Origin of the sequence: Microcoleus sp. PH2017_05_CCC_O_A (assembly GCF_020738785.1) — a bacterium.
In the GTDB taxonomy this organism is placed as follows: domain Bacteria; phylum Cyanobacteriota; class Cyanobacteriia; order Cyanobacteriales; family Microcoleaceae; genus Microcoleus.
The window spans coordinates 1-19,129 of sequence record NZ_JAEQCB010000052.1 but is presented as its reverse complement, the minus strand read 5'-3'; the positions used below and the strand labels follow the sequence as shown (position 1 = coordinate 19,129).

14 protein-coding genes and 1 pseudogene are annotated in these 19,129 nt (G+C 45.0%); 6 read left to right on the top strand and 9 right to left on the bottom strand.

The annotated features are described in order from the left end of the window. Positions 1 to 470 precede the first annotated feature (470 nt). From JGK20_RS13880 to JGK20_RS13840, 9 genes are all read right to left on the bottom strand, one after another. Positions 471 to 1,334 carry a class I SAM-dependent methyltransferase gene (locus JGK20_RS13880; protein WP_293190058.1) on the bottom strand — a complete coding sequence of 288 codons (864 nt, stop codon included), beginning with the start codon at positions 1,332 to 1,334 and terminating at the stop codon, positions 471 to 473. A gap of 43 nt (positions 1,335 to 1,377) precedes the next feature. Continuing rightward, positions 1,378 to 3,045, bottom strand: a complete 1,668-nt coding sequence (locus JGK20_RS13875) for an ABC transporter ATP-binding protein (RefSeq protein WP_293230901.1) — start codon at positions 3,043 to 3,045, stop codon at positions 1,378 to 1,380. Between the two features lie 462 nt (positions 3,046 to 3,507). Next, positions 3,508 to 3,981 (bottom strand): hypothetical protein, encoded by a 474-nt coding sequence (locus JGK20_RS13870; RefSeq protein ID WP_293230898.1) that lies wholly within the window; start codon positions 3,979 to 3,981, stop codon positions 3,508 to 3,510. 204 nt (positions 3,982 to 4,185) lie between these two features. Next, on the bottom strand, positions 4,186 to 4,428 hold the full coding sequence (locus tag JGK20_RS13865; RefSeq protein WP_293230895.1) for a hypothetical protein: 243 nt from the start codon (positions 4,426 to 4,428) through the stop codon (positions 4,186 to 4,188). A 575-nt stretch (positions 4,429 to 5,003) separates the two neighbouring features. Beyond that, entirely contained in the window at positions 5,004 to 6,818 is a 1,815-nt protein-coding gene (locus tag JGK20_RS13860) for a tetratricopeptide repeat protein (RefSeq protein ID WP_293230893.1), read from the bottom strand. Beyond that, positions 6,758 to 7,621, bottom strand: a complete 864-nt coding sequence (locus JGK20_RS13855; protein WP_293218860.1) for an RNA polymerase sigma factor — start codon at positions 7,619 to 7,621, stop codon at positions 6,758 to 6,760. Before JGK20_RS13855 ends, JGK20_RS13860 begins: the two co-directional genes overlap by 61 nt. A gap of 196 nt (positions 7,622 to 7,817) precedes the next feature. Beyond that, on the bottom strand, positions 7,818 to 10,157 hold the full coding sequence (locus tag JGK20_RS13850; RefSeq protein WP_293230890.1) for an amino acid ABC transporter substrate-binding protein: 2,340 nt from the start codon (positions 10,155 to 10,157) through the stop codon (positions 7,818 to 7,820). Between the two features lie 254 nt (positions 10,158 to 10,411). Next, positions 10,412 to 10,834, bottom strand: coding sequence for an ATP-binding protein (locus JGK20_RS13845; protein WP_293230887.1), 423 nt, complete (start codon positions 10,832 to 10,834; stop codon positions 10,412 to 10,414). Between the two features lie 157 nt (positions 10,835 to 10,991). Next, positions 10,992 to 12,137, bottom strand: coding sequence for a sigma-70 family RNA polymerase sigma factor (locus JGK20_RS13840; RefSeq protein WP_293230884.1), 1,146 nt, complete (start codon positions 12,135 to 12,137; stop codon positions 10,992 to 10,994). A gap of 531 nt (positions 12,138 to 12,668) precedes the next feature. Between JGK20_RS13840 and JGK20_RS13835 the strand changes: the two genes are divergently transcribed. From JGK20_RS13835 to JGK20_RS13810, 6 genes and pseudogenes are all read left to right on the top strand, one after another. Beyond that, positions 12,669 to 14,048 carry an AAA-like domain-containing protein gene (locus JGK20_RS13835; protein WP_293230881.1) on the top strand — a complete coding sequence of 460 codons (1,380 nt, stop codon included), beginning with the start codon at positions 12,669 to 12,671 and terminating at the stop codon, positions 14,046 to 14,048. Further along, positions 14,045 to 14,722 (top strand): SAM-dependent methyltransferase, encoded by a 678-nt coding sequence (locus JGK20_RS13830; protein ID WP_293230878.1) that lies wholly within the window; start codon positions 14,045 to 14,047, stop codon positions 14,720 to 14,722. Before JGK20_RS13835 ends, JGK20_RS13830 begins: the two co-directional genes overlap by 4 nt. Positions 14,723 to 14,895: 173 nt before the next feature. Next, on the top strand, positions 14,896 to 15,759 hold the full coding sequence (locus tag JGK20_RS13825; protein ID WP_293230875.1) for a tetratricopeptide repeat protein: 864 nt from the start codon (positions 14,896 to 14,898) through the stop codon (positions 15,757 to 15,759). Between the two features lie 65 nt (positions 15,760 to 15,824). Beyond that, positions 15,825 to 17,225 carry a tetratricopeptide repeat protein gene (locus JGK20_RS13820; protein WP_293230872.1) on the top strand — a complete coding sequence of 467 codons (1,401 nt, stop codon included), beginning with the start codon at positions 15,825 to 15,827 and terminating at the stop codon, positions 17,223 to 17,225. Between the two features lie 97 nt (positions 17,226 to 17,322). Beyond that, positions 17,323 to 17,601 (top strand): hypothetical protein, encoded by a 279-nt coding sequence (locus JGK20_RS13815; protein ID WP_293230870.1) that lies wholly within the window; start codon positions 17,323 to 17,325, stop codon positions 17,599 to 17,601. A 112-nt stretch (positions 17,602 to 17,713) separates the two neighbouring features. After that, a pseudogene (locus JGK20_RS13810) lies at positions 17,714 to 19,033 on the top strand (AAA family ATPase); the annotation flags it as partial. Between the last annotated feature and the right edge of the window lie 96 nt (positions 19,034 to 19,129).

The window sequence follows — 19,129 nt, the reverse complement described above, 5'->3', positions numbered from 1 at the left end:
CGCGATCGAAGTTCTCACCTCTGTTAATTGCAATATTCTAGAGTTTAACCTCAACAACTACTCACCGCTGACAGTCTTGTCGGCGGTTTTTTTTCAGTAGGAAGACGGTACCGTGCCTATTGGTGAAAACTTAAGCCTGAAAGCCTTGATAAATCTCGTTTTTACCTGAGTCCAGATCCCCCTCGCATCCCCCGCATCGTTGCGGGGACTTTGAGACAACTCCTGTCCCCCCCGACTATCCGGGGGGCTAGACAGGGTTAATTAAAGGTACGTAGTTGCGCTTCAGCGCTCTTTCCTAATATTATAAAGAGCGCTTTCATCGCAACTACGTACCTAATTTGTATGACGACAATAAATTTGATGTTAAGTTGACACTCCGAAAGGCTCTTGGAGTGTCCCTAATTACCCACAGCCTATGTATCATGCTGAGTGAAACGAAGCATCTCCCTCGATGCTTCGCCCAAGTGCGTTTAGGACTTTTCATAACGAACTAGAAGATGCCAGAGAAAAATATCCGGATCGTCATGCTGGATCATCTCTTTAAACATCGAAACAAAAGGCTCATAGTCCAAAATCTCCATCTGCAAACAAAGTTGTTTTAATCCCGCTTCTTTAAAGATGCGATTCAAACGCAAGGGAGTGTAATAAATCTGGGGATCTTGCCACTCAGCATCCCAAACTTTATTGCCGTAGACATCGATAAATCCTTCTGTAACGCAGTGAGCGTGTTTGCGACTAAAATAGGCAATTTCCAAGAAGCATAAGGTAGTTGGAAAATATCCGTATATCTTGCCACCGGGCTTGAGAACTTTACCAAATTCCCGAATCATCTGGCGGTTGGTTTTATCCTCACTGGAAACCACAGAATTTGCGAGGAGGACGCAATCAAATTTATCGTTCCACTCCGGTTTTTGTTCGATGATTCGCGTGGAGTCTACTTCCTCAAACACAATTTGCTGGTTGTTGAGTCGGGCATCTCCATCTGCTTTTTCCCAATCTGTGCGTGCTTTTTCAATCGCTGTTTTGGAAAAATCGGTACAGTAGATTTGTCCAATTTGGGGGCAAAATTCTAGTAAGGTTTTCTGAAGATAAATTTCCGAGCCACAACCGGGAATTAGGACTTTGATGTCAGGCGAGTTGGGAATATCATAGCCGGGAGAACGCTCTGGACGGATTAAGTTTTTGCAGATTTTGGGGTCTTGGGTGATACTGAAAGCGTTGTTGGTATAATCTTCGTGGTGTTTATCCCAGATTTCTTTCTCTTCTTCAAGTGATTTCGAGCCAAGGCCATGAGAAGAGGGGATTAGCCATTTGTAATCATTTGTATCGGTCATAATTTTCAACTCCAAAATGTTCAGTACAAGTTAAATCTGCGTGTCAATCACTCACCACCAAGCTGCCGTTTTCCATCACATACGTGACATCCGCACGCAAGGCATTAGCCATGCGGTGGGTGATGAAAATCACCGTGCGTTCTTTGGTAATGCGCTCGATGGTGGTGAGGATTTTGGCTTCCGTGGCGGGGTCGAGGGCTGATGTGGCTTCATCCAGAATCAGAATTGCTGGATTTCTTACCAACGCTCTCGCCAGGGCGATTCTTTGGCGTTGTCCCCCTGATAACTGTCCGCCCCTGTCACCAACAGGTGTGTCGTAGCCTTGGGGTAAGGACAAAATAAATTCGTGAATCTCGGTGGCTTTGGCTGCGGCTTCGACTTGTTCGTCAGTGGCTTGTAGATAGCCCATGCGGATGTTTTCTCGCACCGAGCAATTAAACAGAATTACATCCTGAGAAACCAGTGCAATTTGAGAACGGAGGGAGCGTACTGTGGCATGACGTAAATCAATGCCATCAAACAGAATGCGTCCTTTATCTGGATCGTAAAATCGCGTTAGCAAGTTGACAATTGTACTTTTGCCTGCTCCACTTTGACCGACAAATACCACAAAGTCTCCTTGGCGAATCTTCAGGGAGAGATTTTTAACTCCACCTCTATCTTGGGAATAGCTAAAGGTAACATCGTCAAAGTAAAGATCGCTGTAAAAGTGAGGTAAATCAATCGCACCCGGTGCATCCTGAATCGCCGGAGTTTCTGATAAGATATCGCTGATGCGTTGCAGCCCTGCCACTCCATCAATAAATGCCGGTATTGACGAAGTTAAGCCGAGGATATTGAGATTCAATCCTAGCATTAAAACTTGAAATGAGGTAAGAGTTCCTACAGAAATTGTATTCCTGTAGGTCATGACTGCACCAATACTTAAAACCACCAACTGCGTCATGACAAAACCAATCATGGGGACTTTCTGCACTAAGTAGGAGAGAAAGGTTGCCCGGACATAAACCTGTTTTAAGTCATTCAAATCGGTGGAAAAATCCTCAGTCATTTGGTTCTCCAGCCCGAATATCTTGACAACGGTTTGCGAGAGGATATTCTCTTCGATAACGCTGGCAATCTGTCCTTCTTTTTGCAGCAACTTATAGCCGACTTCGGTGGCAAGGCTGGCAATTTTTGCTGGAGCAATGGTACAGATAGTTAAACCGATTAAACTGAGCAGGGCTAATTGCCAGTTGAGGAGGAAGAGGAAAACCATAGAAAATAGGAAGTTAGACAGTTCTAAAACAACGACTGTCAGCCCCATTGTAATTACGCCATTTTCCACCTTTTGGACATCGGCGATCAGACAATTGACAATATCCCCGGCTGAACGTCGCCCAAAAAACTCCATTGAAAGGCTTTGGAGATGCTCGAATAGAGAGTATCGGATATTGTTAGTGATTAAAATGCCCAAACGCGCTCCGAGGAAAATTCCTAGCAAGCCGATGCAAGCATATAGAATTGCTCCGACAACTAGCAATGACAGGATTAGAACCAGAAGACTATAGTTTTGGGGAACGATGGCGGCATCGATGATAAATTTTAAGCTGGCTCGGAAGACTGAATCAAAGGCTGCGTCGAATATCAGGCAGATAAAGAGTAAAATGAATTGCCCTTTGTAGGAGGCAATGTATTTGTTGAGGGTTTTAAAGAACCAAATCAGTTCCATGAGTTATGGGAGTTTGTTTACAGGCACGATTTATACTTTGACGTAGCATTTATCCAGGTTTGGATTGGATTCTGTTGCTCTTTTTTTGAAGCGGCATCCTTTCCATGTCTCTATCATGGCTCCCCTACCTCGCTCCTGTCAGTCGGAAAAGTCGGATCGTAAAGTCGGAAAAGTCGGATCTTTGCTTAATTGATATATTTCTGAGTGAGGGATACCAGATCACGCACTAAAAGACATCGGTAATAATAATGAAAATTAATCGAAGTGTCTGTGCTAATCGGCAGATATTTTTACTTTGTATCAAGCCTTGTCTTTCTCCATAAGACAAGGCTTGACACTGAGTTATACGGTTGTCCGCTCTTGTTTAAACTCAGATTGATGAAAGATGAACCAGTTTTTCAGATTTTTTAAGAGCTTTATATATGCTCTTGACAAAACCTAAAAAACTTTGAATTGTACCTGTTACCCATTAATTTCAAAAATCCAGATCAACTTGCCCTTTGCCTCAGTTATGTAAGCGCGATTGCTGTCAGCGGACTTATCCATGCCATCATCCATATTGTCCCAGGTTATTTTCGCATCCGCACTCCATTCCATAGCTATCTTCTTATAACCTATCAATGGATACGATGCACCGATTACAATTTCACGGTGCGGCAAAGCGTATTTTGCAGCAAATGAAAAGCTTTTGGCTGACATTAGTTTGATATCTATCATGTTGGGTTCAATATCCTCGAACGGCCAAGAAGAAGAATTGTTAACAGCCCCAGTGCGTTTTAGTTTCCACTCTGTATTGTTACGAATTACGAAGGTGAAATCATTTCGGCTCAGTGCTTCGCTAAGACCTTTCGTTATATCTCCCAGAGCTTCTGTAAGGATATCAGTGGTTTTTTGCAGATCGAGCTCTTTGACTGGAATTGTTACTTCAACTGGCATAAGTTCTCCTGAGTGAATTTTGTAAGTAAACCATTGCTGGTGTTCTATTATTAAGACGATTCCCAAAGCCAATTTCTGAATTTTTTGAGTTAGGGGCTTTTTTATGGTCTACAATTTTTAATTGCATCCTTTTGTCTATTCAATCAAAAAGCGCTCGCCTCCTTTCAAATAGAAAGAATAGCGAGCGCTTTACATTCTCAAGCTTTACGGTAATGCTGCGGTTATCATTACGTTGTATTTGTTTGGGCCGACGGCAGTCGTAACTGTCCCCGCAAATTGTGGAGAATTATTATTGTTTAAAATGTACACCTGAGCTTTGGGTGCGTATCTCGGGTTTGGTGTTGTGTTGGTAGTAATTACTGATTGTACGTTGACAGCATAGAGCGGTGTGGCAGTAGTAATGTCAACTGCCATATTGTTGTCTTGGTTTTGGAGCTTGATCTTCATAGTCGCCTCGTATTCTTTGTTTTTGGGTTGTCTATATTCGTGGAGTAGTTAACTGGCTATGTTTAACTTTTACACCTATAAGACGAATCCCAAAGCCAATTTCTGAATTTTTCGAGTTAGCCGCTGTTTTTCCCTAACTCAATGCACCCCATGAAACCCACCTCAAATACGAGAACTATAATTTCCCCCATTGCACCAGATTGTGTCATTAAGTTGAGGTCAGCAACAAAAGATGTAGGGTAGGCGCTGACGGCAGTGCCTACCCTACATCTTTTTTCAATTACTGATGTTCAATTACTGATGAAATTGAAATCGCAATTAATTTTTGTTTCTAGAATGGTCTACCGAACCGCATTATTTTTCTCCTTTTTGCTAGTTTCACTTGTTGTTTTTGATTGAGTTTTTATCCTCAATCTTGTTCGAGATTAGTGGAGACGAAATTGTATTTTTGTCTCTACACTTATAAGACGATTCCAGAGGTCAATTTCTGAATTTTTCGAGTTAGAGGCTGTTTTTTCCTAACTTAATGCACTCTCAGAGGTTCAGATCCCCGACTTCCCTAAGAAGTCAAGGATCTACGCTTTAGCACGATCGCCCTTTCGCCTCTTACCTTTCAACCGTTTCACAGCCTCCTCAACCTCACCGCGAAAAGGGTAGAGCAACCGCCGACTCAGCGCACTTCGATAGGCCTCCACAGCCTCCCTCACATCCCCCAAGCCCAACAACGCCCTCCCTCGCCAGTAACCAGCCATAGCCGGGTCAAACTCCATCAATTCCTGAGCAAACTGACAAGCCTTTTCCAAGCATTTCCGGCTCGCCACCTCATCCCCCAACACTCCATAACTCTCCCCCAGCCACACCGCAGCAGATACAGATTGCAGATAACCCCCCTCTTCTGGTAACAACTCCCATCCTTGCGCCAAAGCCTCCACCGCCGCCCGGTGTTTGAGAGCCAATGCCAACACCCGCCCGTGAGCAAACCAAGCATCAGGTAACTGCGGCTCAAGTTGCGTCCCCTTCGCAGAGACAGCACACCCCCGATCGATCTCCTGAAAACTTTCCACCAACACCCGCCCCGCCGTCGTCCAAACACTCCAGCGATCGGGAAAACGATCGAGCATCTCTTCTACTATTGATGTCAGGGTTACTTCACGGTTCGATCGCCCTAAATCCCCCAGGGCTGTTTGATTTTCCGTAGGGGCCGTGCCCCCGTGCCGGCCCTCTTGGTCTGACCTGCCGATCGAATCGTCTGGGTCGGGGGTAGGCACGGGGGCACTACCCCTACAAAATTCACGTTTTTGGTGAGAATGAAACTGCGCTGTGGGCTGGGGGCGATCGAGAGAGGCTGGGGAAGAAGTCATCCTCGCAGCGGGCAAAATCTCGCACAACGCCCGATAAATTTCACAATCCAGGGGATACAGACGATAAGCTTTCAGCATCGCCGCCGCCGCCCTCTGATATTCCCCCGTGTGGAACAAGTAACGCCCGTAGGAATACCAACCCCTCGGATGATTCGGGTGTTCCTCGGTAAAACCTTCCAACACCGCAACCCCGTTAGCCGACTCCCCCCGGAAAAGGTGATAATATGCCAGCAACTCATGACCGTCCGCCGCATCAGGAGCCAGTTGCAGCACAGAAGCGATCGTCTTTTTAGTCTGCTTCCCCTCCTCACCCGATACCAATCTCATCCGGCAACGAGTATCCGCCAGTCGTTTGAGTACCCCAAAATCACCCGGAGCCACCTCTAGCGCTTTGCTCAACCGCTGCTGCGCTTGGCGCACGTTCCCCACCGCCACCAGAGCGTCATAGCTGCCGATCGACGCGACAATATCCTCTGGGTGCAGTGACAAAACGGCATCAAAGGCTCGCAAAGCTGCAACCGCATCGCCTCTCCCCACCTGCACCTGGGCCAACGCCAGCCAGTGAGCTGCATTGTGAGGTTCAAGGGAAGCCGCCGACTCAAAAGCGAGTATCCCTGCCTGAGTATCACCTCTACAGAGTGCGATCGATCCGCTGATATGCTGTCGAGTCGCCTCATTGCGCGCATTCGCCGAGGCACTTTCATAAACCGCTGCTGCCTCAACCTCTTGTCCCATAAGCTGCAAGAGTTTTGCCAATTGCAAGCGGACGCCGATCGATGGTGGTTGCTGCCGATCGATTACTTGGCGATATTCCTCAACCGCCTGCTCGATCTGACCCATTTCAGACAGCAGATTCGCCAATTCCAACCGTTTCTTCCACCCAGAGGGAAACTGCTGCACGTACTCACTTAATGTTTTCAGCTTCTGCTCTTGTCGGGTTGGCTTGGAGTCTGCAACCAGGTAAGCATTTAACTCCACCCCAGAGGACTGAGTGAGCGATACCACCCGGAGTGTAGTGTTTCTAGACATATTGCTGTTACCTGATAATTAATTGTCTCGCCAATGTTCTGAGGGATGGGGGCGATCGCGGGTGGGGCGATCGTTTCATCGGATTGTAGGGGCAATCCCCCCGCCCCAAAATCTTGACGGGGTAGGCACTCTTGCGCTACCCCTACAGTAAATTCATCTGCGATCGGGGCAACTTCCCCCTTTTGAGAAGACTCGGAGGAATCTAACAGAGCATCATCCAACCCTGACAAATACCTGCTCAAACGCTTTTGCAGAATCTCTCGCGCCTGTTGGATGCGCTTGTAAACGTTATCTAGCGAGAGAGCAAGTTTTTGGGCAATATCTTGATAGGCAATTTGGTGGCAGTAACGCAGGATAAACGGATTGCGTAATCGAGAAGGAAGAGTATTAATAGCGCGGCGAATGTACTGTCCCAACTCATGATGCAGAAGTGCCTCTTCAGGAGAGTTTAAACCAGAAATAACTGCTGAATTTCCTGTAGCAGCTAATTCTTCAATATCCTCCATCTGCATTGCTTTCCGGCGGCGTTCTCGGTGTATATCTATACATAGATTATGGGTTAAGCGAATCAGCCAAGCTCGGAGGTTGGTGATTTTTTCGGCATGGTTTGGCAATTTATCCCAAGCTTTAAGCATGGCGCGACTGAGCACCTCTTCGGCATCAGTAGGATTCCCCCCCATCCACTTGACACAGCAACGGTAAAGATAATCTCGATTCTGTTCCCATAGCTGCCAAAATGCTTTCTCCATATCTTCTGGGCAACCCCAAATGTCTGCTGCAATAACGGATTGAGAATTTGACATGATTTTAAAAGTGGTGAAAGATAGATGTGAAGGAACATTCCTCTATTCCTTTTTTCGTTGCACCCCAATCCCGAAAACATCTCGCTCTGTGCGATCCGAGTATTTATCCGACTAAAGATTCGATTCAGTGTCGTTAGCGAATATTCAAGGTTGATTGTTGTCAGGGTGATTCATCAATCACCCCGACTCAGCAAAATCAAGCAAAAGGAACCGAGAAAAGGACACCGCCCTCGGTATAAGGCACTAGCAAAGGGTTAACACTAAAACCTGGGAAGTTGCGATCGGTCATCTCCTGATAGTTCCCCACTGCGGAAATCGCATTCAAAGCGAAATTATTCGACAAACCCAGACTTTCACCCACAGTTCCTTCCACTCCCAAAAAGCGGCGGACAACTGGATCGGAACTATTGATTTGCTGGCGCACATTTTCAGAAGTTAAACCCAGCTCTAACGCTTCATAAACAGAATAAGTAACGCCTGTTACCACATCCTTCCACTGGGATTGATTCTCGTCCACCACCATTGCTAAAGGCTCCTCTCCCAAAACATCGGGAAATGGCTGATGTTTGTCTCGCTGGTCGGGGGGTAAGGTGAGAAGACTAGAGATAATCAGATTCCCATTGCCGGTGAGCGCATCCAATTCGCCCTTGATATAACGATCGAATAGGGCCTCCAAGCTATTTAAGGCTACGACTTCCGCATTAATGCCCGCAGCTTTCAGCTTTTCTCGCAGAGTTACCTCAGAATTGGTATTTGCACTCACGCCAATTCGGCGACCGGCAAGCTGTTCAAAAGAGGTAATTCCGCTGGCGGTTGGTGTTACCACAAATTGAGCATCGTAACTATTAATGGGGGCAAAATCTACCCCCAGCAAAGCATCCCGCTTGAGGTTGTGGCTGGCATTGCGGCTAGTTACATCAACGATGCCATTGGCGACATCGCTGAAGCGCTGAGGACCAGTTTTCTGAATCACGAATTCCACTGCGTTGGGGTTGCCAAATAGGGAAGCTGCTAGTGCCCGACCAAAATCCACATCAAATCCGCTGAAGTTGCCCTTGGAGTCAGCAAAACCAACTCCTGGCGCGTCATTTCTCACCCCGACACGCACGAAACCCCGGTCTAACACTTCCTGTAAAACGTTGCGGTTGTCGTTATTTACCAAGGGCACGGTTAATTGGTCAGTCCCCGAAAAGGGTAGATAATAAAGCAGTCCCCCAGGCTTGACAAACATTAGCTCATTGAGCCCGCGCGGCAGCACTTTGGGATTGAAATTGCGATTGTAAATTTCTTCGTAATTACCAATTTGTTTGATAACTTTCAACGCAAAATCATTTTTGAGTCCCAGGGATTCTCCTAACTTTCCTTCCACGCCTAAGAAGCTCTTGGTGGCGGAATTTTTATTAAGAAATTCATTCACATTCTGGGAGTTAATACCAAAGAATTCGGCTTGGATGGGAGCGCTGACCACCCAGCGCACCACATCAGCCCATTCAGACTGATTTTCCGGCACGACGAGTGCTAAAGGCTCTTTAGAAATGGCTTCATCCAGGATGACTTGATTTCCCGGATTGGATAAGGTGGGAATGCGATTGCTCAGCACCCCGCGATTAATGGAAACAGCGCCCAATTTCCCCGCATCGTAGGCAGCAAATAAGGTATCTTGAGAAGGAAAAGTTTGGATGTTGAGGGCGATTCCGGCACGTTTGGCGACATCTATTAAATTTTGCTGAGAGCGCGTTCCTGCTAATACGCCGATGGTTGTTCCTGGTAACTGCTTAACAGAACTAATTCCACTATTACCGCGCACCAATACCGCTTGAGTGTCGAAGAAAACCGTAGGCGAAAAATCTACTCCTAAACTGCCATCGCGGAGCATAGATTGAGTGGGCAAAGTGGCGGCAATATCGACTGCGCCACTGGCTACGCTGTTAAAGTCTTTGCCCGCCTCGACGACTACGAATTCTACTGCTTTCGGGTTATCGAACAAAGCGGTGGCTAAGGCGCGACTAAAATCAATGCCAATCCCACTAAATGAACCGTCGGATTCCCGCTTGCTAAATCCGATCGCATCGTCGTTAACTGCAACCCGCACAAACCCGCGCTTTAAGATTTCTTGAAGTTTAGGGCCTGTGGGTGTGGTACTGGCAACTGGTTTTCGACCTTCAGCCGCTCCAAACCGCGCATAATGTTCAAATCCGCTTGATAAACTACCCTTGGCAACTGCTGCTGCTACCTCGGGGTTAGCATCTAGATAAAATTGCTCGTTGAATGAAATTTGTGGCTTTCTTTTTTCAGTAAAACCAAACTTTACCCAATGCTCAAACCCGTTGGGAATAAGGCCAGAAGCTACGGCTTTTGCCACTTCTGGATTTTCTTGCAGATAGGTGGTCTCGTTGTAGTTAGGAATGGTCATAATGCTGGTAATTAGATAATTTGTGTGTTCAATTGGCAGGGTTTTTGATAAAGGCTCATTACTGCTCCAACCGCAGCGGATTCCCGCAGGTTTCTGTTGTTGGATGGTTTTGAATTTTATCAAAGCTGAAAACCCTTATTTTTCTGGCGGGTTGTTCGCTCGCGGTAAAAAACCCGGTTATGAAGGTCGGGGTGCGTCCAGGACTAATTTAATTAGGATGTGCTGGGAAATTTTCGTCGTACAGCTAGCAAAGTAATGTCTCTGTTTCAGGTAATAACCCACAGTTTTACTGCTATTTTGATAGATAGCTAGCTCAACAAGCAGTAGACTTTCCCTAGTTTTAAATTATGTCGGTGGCATCCTCTGGAGATCTTGTCCTAACTGTGACTTGTACGATGGACAGTAAATATATTGCGATTGCGATTTTCTAGCCACTCGTAAGCAAATTCATCTACATTTTGAATAGCTAAATAAACTCCGAGTCCTCCAATCTTTTTTTCGTGCGGGTGTTTATCCAAATCGTCAGGTAGCGCTCGATCGAGGGGATCGTAGGTGACTGCTGTATCCTCAATCATTATTGTCAAGTTGCGATCGCTAATTTCGGCACGCAACTCCAAATCCCCTTCTCTACCAGATTCTTCATAACCGTGAATGATGATATTTATGGCAATTTCATCGACTGCTAGGTACAGCCCGTAAGATGCTTTTTGATCTAGAGCTGCCTCGGCTGCTGCTACGAGGACATACTCAGCTATCTGACTTAAAGAATCTAATTTTCCCGGCACTATTAACCGGTGCATAAATGATACAATGCCTCCGGCAAAAGGCGATAAGGGGTATAGCCGGGATACTGGCAAAATAGAACAGTGCAATTTGTTGAATTTTTCGCAGTTCATAGTCGCTATCCAAAGCTCTGATTGCGTATCCATTTCTATACCTTAAGGACGATGACACTAATCAGTTTCTGAATTTTGACTCAAAAGAAACGAAGCCTAATCTTGATTCCTGAGAGACTCTTGACAAGGGAGTGAAAATATGAAATACATTACACAGGAGGAGAGAGGGACGATCGCACAAATTCTCCAGTAATTTGCCCCGCCTGATGCCTCCTAAACAATTCAGCCACGGGGGGAATGCTCCTACTATCTGTTTGCCGATAAAATTAAATTGGTATAATACTAAATCCGGGTTACTCACCCTCTTTTTTAGTTCGCGAGCTAATTTCTCCCCATTCCCCGATCTCGCCCTCTCCCCATCTTCAAAAATCAAGGGGTTTTTAACCCGGATTTGGTATAGCCTCCCGTCAGCAGTCGCTACAACAGAATCCGACTTCGACTGCTGCTGCGATCGCACTACCTCAATTAATTCCTCACTCACCACAGTCTCCACTTTCTGCACTGCAACTGAAACTACCGTCTCACCTGCGATCGCTTCAACTGCTGCATTCCCTTGGGACATTTCCCCAATTGCCGATTCCGTTGCTGTCGGTGGAACAGATTTATCCGTATCCGCCCTCTCCTCTCCGATAAAATATCCCCTCAATACCTCTCGCAAAATCTTCCGCGCCTGGGAAATCCGCTTGCAGACATTCTGGTAGGAAATCTCTTGCTGTTGGGCAATCTCTTGATGAGAAAGTTCCCCATAAAAGTGCAGGATAAACGTCTCGCGCAGCCTAATCGATAAGTTATCAATTGCACGGCGAATCACAATCTTTTGCTCGTGGGCCTCCAATGCCATTTCTGGCGTATGCTCAAAGGAAACCAGTCCTTGTTTCTGTGGAATCGCTTCTATATCCTCAACTCGATTCGCACCCCGACTGCGTTCTCTATAAATATCTATGCAGAGGTTATGAGTCAGTTTTGTCAACCAAGCCTTAAAATTAGCAATTTCGCCCGCTGCATACTTTTGCACCTTTTCCCAAGCTTTCAGCATCGCCCGACTAAGTGCATCTTCAGCATCAATAAAGTTCCCACCCATCCACTTGATACAGCAACGGTAAAGAGAGTTTCGATACTGTTGCCATTGCTGCCAAAAAGTTGTGATTAGATCTAACGAGCAATCGCGCTGCTTTGAAATCGTAAATGATTGAGAACAGGATGTCATTTCTAATACCTAAAGTTAGTAAAAGCTTCGCAATAATTCAACTGCCTGACAGTTTTTGCCCAGGACAATCAGAGCCTTTCTACTGAGGAAAGACAGAGCGATGAGTCACAATTATTCTGGTTGTAAGCTTCAAGTGTTCTTTGAGTATGCGGTTAGTCGTCACCACCGCGATCGTTCCATCAAAGCTGCTTAACACCAGGGTTTAGTAAAGCACCCTAAATATTCGGTAAAACTACACGCTAAATTTTCATAGGCCGGATCTAGTAGCAGTTTTAGCTGCTTTACCCGATCGCAGTTTAATTCAGGCTTACCAATAATATTGGCTAGCCAGACAGTATCATTTTGCACTGCCGAGACCGATCGCACCACTCAAATTTAGCTATTTAAGATCGCAACTTAAGATTTGCGATCGGCAATTAACCAAACTCCCCCGGAGCTAGGGTTTGGCGCATTTGTAAGTTTTTCTATCTAACTGCTAAGTTGCTTAACTTGATAAAATTTTTATAATCTTGGGAAATCAATCATCATCACATGATATTGTTACAAGCTCAACACAAAGAAAAAGATAAGCGCCAACGCGGTGTAATCCTTACCCTACAAGGATTAGAGAAATTAGAGGCAGCCAAAACAAAGGCAGAATTCGAGCAAAATAGCGGGAATCGGTATACTTTGGAACAAATAAGCGATCGCACGCGGTTAGCTGTGAATACTGTGATGAAAATATACACTCGCGAAGCTGGTGTCGATCGCAACACGCTAAAAAGGTGCTTCAGCGCTTTTAGTCTGATTCTGGAGCCCAGTGATTATGCCAGGGTGTTTCCTCAGAGTGACGGGGTTAAAGCATCCCATACCCCGCCCAAACCAGAAAAAGACATAGAGTTGGAATTACCATTAGGCCAAGTTCCCCTGGATTCGTCTTTTTATGTGGAGCGTCAGCCAATTGAATCTCAGTGTTACAAGACAATTTTGCAACCGGGAGCGCTAATCCGCATCCAAGCTCCCAGGCGGATGGGGAAAACCTCCCTCATGGCAAGGATTCTAGAGAAAGCTGCCGAGCAAGGCTATCAAACGATTGCGATAAATTTTCAGTTAGCAGATAGAGAAATCGTCCTAGATTTAGATAAATTCTTGCGGTGGTTTTGTGCCAACGTCGGTTTGGGTTTGCAACTGGAAAATCAGATGGCGGAATATTGGGATGAACTTTTTGGCAGTCAGCTTAGTTGCAAGATGTATTTTGAGGAGTATCTGCTGGCTGCAACAGATAAGCCTATAGTTTTAGCTTTAGACGATATCGATCGCTTGTTTCCCTATTCCAACCTGGCGAGCGACTTTTTCGGGCTTTTGCGAAGTTGGCACGAGGAAGCAAAGAATCGGGAAATTTGGCGAAAACTGCGGTTAGTCGTAGTGCACTCGGCTGAGATATATATTCCGCTGAGTGCGAATAGATCGCCGTTTAATGTCGGGCTACCGATCGAACTGCCGCCATTTAATAGCGAGCAAGTACAGAATTTAGCCAAACGGCAAGGACTGGATTTGTCTGCTGAAAATGCTAAACAACTGGTGGCTTTGGTAAACGGAAATCCCTATTTAATACGATTAGCTCTTTATCATATTGGGCTCGGAGATGTGACTCCCGAGCAAGTGCTGCAAACCTCTGGTATTGCAGCGGGAATTTATAGCGATCGCTTACAACGAGAATTGTGGAACCTACAACAGGAGCCTGAATTGCTAGCAGCCTTTGTGCGAGTGGTGAAAAGCAGTATACCTGTAGAGTTGGGTTTAGTGGAGGCCTCTAAGTTGGAAGGTATGGGGTTGGTAAATTTACAAGGCAATCTGGCGGCGGTGAGTTGCCAGTTGTATTGGGAGTATTTTGGCTATCGATTCAGTAGCATTGGAGGAGGTTGCGTTTGAAAACGGGTTCTTTAACTGTTGTTGGTACCGGGATTCAATTGGTTGGTCATCTGACCTTAGCTGCAAAGGCGTCGATCGAGCAAGCCGACAAGGTTTTGTTCGCTGTAGCTGACCCGATTACTGGAAAATGGCTGCATACACTCAACGCCACGGCCCAAGCCCTGCCTTACAATACCGACAATCAGCGGCGCAGAGAGACATATCGGGAGATGGTCGATCGCATTTTGGCTGAAGTTCGTCAGGGATTGAATGTGTGTGCTGTTTTTTACGGTCATCCGGGCGTTTTTGCTGACCCCACCCATGCAGCGATTAAACAGGCGCGTCGTGAAGGTTTTAGGGCGCAAATGTTACCGGGAATTTCAGCGGAAGATTGCTTGTTTGCTGACTTGGGTCTTGACCCAGGGCGCAACGGATGTCAAAGTTTTGAAGCCACTGACTTTCTGATTCGGCAGCGTAAATTTGACCCAACCAGTGCTTTAATTTTGTGGCAGATTGCGACGATCGGCAATCTGGGTTTTTATCGGGAAGAAAGCCAACTGCGCGGCCTAACGGTGTTAGCTGAAGTGTTAGAAACATACTATGGTTCTGAACACGAAATAATTGTTTACGAAGCAGCAGTTTATTATCCGGTTATATTCCTCTGTCTAAACTGGCAGGAATTCGCGTTACTTTAGTTTCGACACTTTACGTTCCGCCTCAAGCGCCAGCACCTGTAAACAGTGAAATGATGGCGCGGTTGGGTATGTCTTTTGTTAAAGAAACTTAAGGTATTTTGCCAAGAGAATGTAGTAAAAACTACACTTTTTATCTGCTGGACAAAAAGTGTATGTGTTAGAGGAGAAAAAATGTGGTAAGGTCGCTTTATATAGAACAAAACCCTGACGATGCTAAGGCTCTGGCTCATAGTGGTGAAAACCAGCGGCTGACGGGACATTTTGAAGCAGCTTTAGACGATTTCAACCGATCGATCGAGTTGCAGGCTGACAGTGCTTGGGCGATCGCGCACCGAGGCGAAACCTATTATCTGATGAAACGCTATGAGGAGGCTCTAGCAGATTTCAACCGCGCCATTGAACTCAATCCGGATTATATTTGGGCGATCGCGCATCGAGGCGTAACTTACCGCTTTCTGGGAGAAGCATACTACACAAAGGCACTGACCGATCTGGATCGAGCGATCGAGCATCAATCGGATTACGTTTGGGCGCTGGCTTATCGCTGCCGCATCTATGAATTGATGAAGTGCTACAAGCAATCGCTGATTGATTTCGATCGAACAGTCGCCTTTGACAAAACCATTTTTGGTGGGAAAAATTGGCTGATTGAGAAAGGATTAATCTTTTGCTATGACGGCCAATATTCTGAGGCGATCGCCTGTTGCGAACAAAGGTTGCTAGAGGTTGCTGACGATACTACAGCTTTGTACTGTATCGCAATATCTAAGGCGCGCTGGCAGGGATTGGAGGCGGCAAAAAGCGAAATCGATCGAACGCGAACGGCTTTGCTTTCTCAATGGGAAACTGGCGATCGGGGAAATATTCTGTATCGCCTCTGCGGCTTAGAAATTTTGGAAGGTAACTGCGATCGAGCATGGCAGTATTTGCAGGAAGCTATTCCGATTAATGATGAAGCCATTGAGTTAGTCGGCCACGATCCGGCTTGGTTGGAGTGGCGGGATCACCCGAAAACTCTGGCATTGCTCGCAAGTTAAGTGTTTGAGAAAACAAATTTCAAGTAATTAAACATCAAGTGTCTTTTCAGGATAATTTTATGCAGATGGATATCAGCGATATGATGATGGCTCAACAAGCAGAAACTCTTCGCTTGTCAGGGGCTTACGAACAGGCGATCGAGATCTTTGAACAACTCCAAATGTATCCTGACAATGCTTGGGTTAATGCTCACTTAGGAGCAACCTATTACCATTTGATGGATTATGGGAAAGCAGAACATTATTTAAAGAAAGCGATCGACAAAAACGATAGGTATTTCTGGGCTCATGCACAGCTAGGTGAAACCTATCGTCTTCGAGCAATTACGGAAAATAACAAAAGGCCAGAATATGTTGAATTAGCTATAGATAATTTCCAAAAAGCGCTTGATGCTAGATCGCCAGAAGACTGCAACTACGCGTGGGCATTAGCTCACTTGGGGGCAACCCATCGCCTGTATATAACTAAGGGTATCAGCCAATTCCTGAATGAGCCGATATCTCAGCAACCTAATCCAGAGAATTCTTGCGGAAAAGAAAAGATACAACAACACGCAGAAGACGCTTTGAAATGCCTTAACAGAGCGATTGAACTCATGCCTACATACGCTTGGGCATGGGGTATGCGATCGACAGTTTACAGATTGGCTCAAGACTACGAAAATTCATTCTGGGATGTGGAAGTTGAAGCTGTAATAGCTCCGAATATGGAGATTATGCAACAGTCTTCTTCTCCCGTTCCATTCTTAAAAAGTGGCAGAGTAAATCTTTACGAACACGCTTTCTTGTCTTTTTATTTGACCAAGAAACAATCAGACCCAGAGGATAAAAAAAGACACTACGTTAGGGCGATCGCTTTTCTCCAACAAGCTTTGATACTTAGTCCAGGTGACTTGATGGCTAAGCTAATTCTCACCATAATTGAGGCTAACCAAAAGAAGGAAGAAAGAGGGTCATTAAAACCAAATGACATTAAAAATATTCACAGAAAATTAGAGCAGTTTTTTGAAGATACAGAAGTGGAGTTTTGCCAAAAATGTAAAAAGCTATTGCGACATCAAATTAATGTTCCAAAACCGTCAGTTAGTATAGAACAGTTGAAATTGATAAATAGTCATGCTGAGGAGGGACATAGATTAAAGAAGCTTGTTTTAGAAGATGTGATAAAACAACCTGATTTAGGTGTAAAAAAAACAGAGGCACAATTATGGCTATGGAAAAACTTTGAGCTGACAGAGATGTGGAGTTATATTCTTTTCTTTCTTTGTGAAGTAAGCCATCTTCTGGGAAACAAAAGTAATATTGGTACAGAAACAGCTTATCTAGAGCTTGCATTCCTCATCAATCCTTACTACGTTACAGAAAGGCTTTATCAAACTCCAGTGTTTTCACATGAAGACAGAGCAAAGATATTTAAAAAGTTGCACGATGATGGAATAGTGTTAAAATTTTCTGAACCCAATTAATGAAACCCTTAATTGCCAGAAAATCAACTGAAAAAATTAATGACGATTAGTTTAGTTCTTCACTGTTCGCGACCTGAGAGATTTAGGAGAATATCCCATGAGTAACCTATTGGATTTATTAACAGATTTAGCACTTGACCCCAAGAAACAAAGTGCTTTCATCAATAACCCCAGTTCCTTAATGGACGAAGTGGGTTTAACGGAAGCAGAACAAACCGCAATGATGAGTGGTGAAAATGCTACAATTGCCGCAATCTTTGCAGAGGAACGAGTTCCGTTTGCTATTACTTTAGTCGATCCCGGCCGCGATCCCTTGCCAGATCCAGACCCTTTTCCTCCTTCTCCACCGCCAGACCCCGAACCTGACTCTGACTAGAATGTGGATTTGAAGTCAAACCACTAATAATTTTCTACACTTGGGAAAGTAGATTGATATTTGACCATCTCAAACCGCACTTGTTGCGGTTTTTTATCATAAAAACCTTACTATGCACAATTACCAAATTACTGAAAAACTGCATGAGAGCAGTAACTCCTTAGTCTATCGCGGATATCGGCAAGCAGACAATCTGCCTGTTATCCTAAAAATGCTCAAACAAGCCTATCCTTCCCCTGAAAAAATTGCCTGGTTTAAGCGAGAGTATGAAATAACCCAAAACATTAACTTACCAGGCGTCATAGATGTTTACAGATTCCAAAACCTAGAAAATCACTGGGTAATTGAGTTAGAAGATTTTGGCGGCGAATCCCTCAATCAGATAATCGCTAAGAAGCAATTTACAATTGCTGAATTTCTCAATCTGGCCATTGAGATTGTTGACATTCTGGGTCAGGTTCACCAGCAGTATATTATCCACAAAGATATTAACCCATCAAATATTATTTTCAATCAGCAGACAGGTAAGCTGAAGCTAATTGATTTTGGAATTTCCACAACACTGTCGCGAGAAAACCCAACCTTTCTTAACCCGAACGTGTTAGAAGGAACGCTAGCTTATATCTCGCCAGAACAAACAGGTCGCATGAATCGATCGATCGATTACCGCACTGATTTTTACTCGCTGGGGATAACCTTTTATGAATTACTAACGGGACAGTTACCCTTTCCTACAAATGATGTTTTGGAATTAGTACACTCTCATATTGCCAAACAACCTCTCCCGCCGCACGAACTCAAACCAGAAGTTCCACCAATTATTTCAACTATCGTGTTGAAATTAATGGCCAAAAATGCTGAGGAACGCTACTTGTCAGCATATAATATCGAGGCAGATTTACAAGAATGTCTCAGACAGTGGCAGACTAAAGAGCAAATCGACCCTTTCCCGATCGATCGGCACGAGATTTCCGATCGATTTCAAATTCCCCAAAAACTGTACGGGCGAGAGCGGGAAATTTCTGCCCTATTAGCTGCTTTCGAGCGAGTCAGCCAAGGAACCAGTGAAATGATGCTGGTTTCTGGATATTCTGGGATTGGAAAAACAGTATTAATCCAGGAGATATATAGGCCACTGACTCGCCAACACGGTTATTTTATTGCTGGTAAGTTTGACCAATTTCAACGAGATACTCCCTACGCATCCTTAATTCAGGCATTTCGTTCGTTAGTGCGGCAGTTACTAACAGAAAGCGATGCAGAAATTAGCAAATGGCGAGAGAAGTTACAAGGGTCATTAGGGGAAGCTGGAGGGGTAATCGTTGAAGTTATTCCTGAAGTAGAACTAATTATTGGTTCCCAACCACCCCTACCAGATCTCCCGCCAGCAGAACAGAGAAATCGCTTTAATCGGGTTTTGCAAAAATTTATTAACGGGACTTAAACAGAAAATACGATAAAAATAGGTTATAATGCTTACATAGCAAGCAGATAACGTTAAAAAATGACCCATGAAAGAGACAACCCC

Bases quoted from the DNA above. Each gene is read 5' to 3' on its own strand.
- JGK20_RS13880 (WP_293190058.1), bottom strand. From the start codon at position 1,334: ATGACCGATACAAATGATTACAAATGGCTAATCCCCTCTTCTCATGGC.
- JGK20_RS13875 (WP_293230901.1), bottom strand. From the start codon at position 3,045: ATGGAACTGATTTGGTTCTTTAAAACCCTCAACAAATACATTGCCTCC.
- JGK20_RS13870 (WP_293230898.1), bottom strand. From the start codon at position 3,981: ATGCCAGTTGAAGTAACAATTCCAGTCAAAGAGCTCGATCTGCAAAAA.
- JGK20_RS13865 (WP_293230895.1), bottom strand. From the start codon at position 4,428: ATGAAGATCAAGCTCCAAAACCAAGACAACAATATGGCAGTTGACATT.
- JGK20_RS13860 (WP_293230893.1), bottom strand. From the start codon at position 6,818: ATGTCTAGAAACACTACACTCCGGGTGGTATCGCTCACTCAGTCCTCT.
- JGK20_RS13855 (WP_293218860.1), bottom strand. From the start codon at position 7,621: ATGTCAAATTCTCAATCCGTTATTGCAGCAGACATTTGGGGTTGCCCA.
- JGK20_RS13845 (WP_293230887.1), bottom strand. From the start codon at position 10,834: ATGCACCGGTTAATAGTGCCGGGAAAATTAGATTCTTTAAGTCAGATA.
- JGK20_RS13840 (WP_293230884.1), bottom strand. From the start codon at position 12,137: ATGACATCCTGTTCTCAATCATTTACGATTTCAAAGCAGCGCGATTGC.
- JGK20_RS13835 (WP_293230881.1), top strand. From the start codon at position 12,669: ATGATATTGTTACAAGCTCAACACAAAGAAAAAGATAAGCGCCAACGC.
- JGK20_RS13820 (WP_293230872.1), top strand. From the start codon at position 15,825: ATGGATATCAGCGATATGATGATGGCTCAACAAGCAGAAACTCTTCGC.
- JGK20_RS13815 (WP_293230870.1), top strand. From the start codon at position 17,323: ATGAGTAACCTATTGGATTTATTAACAGATTTAGCACTTGACCCCAAG.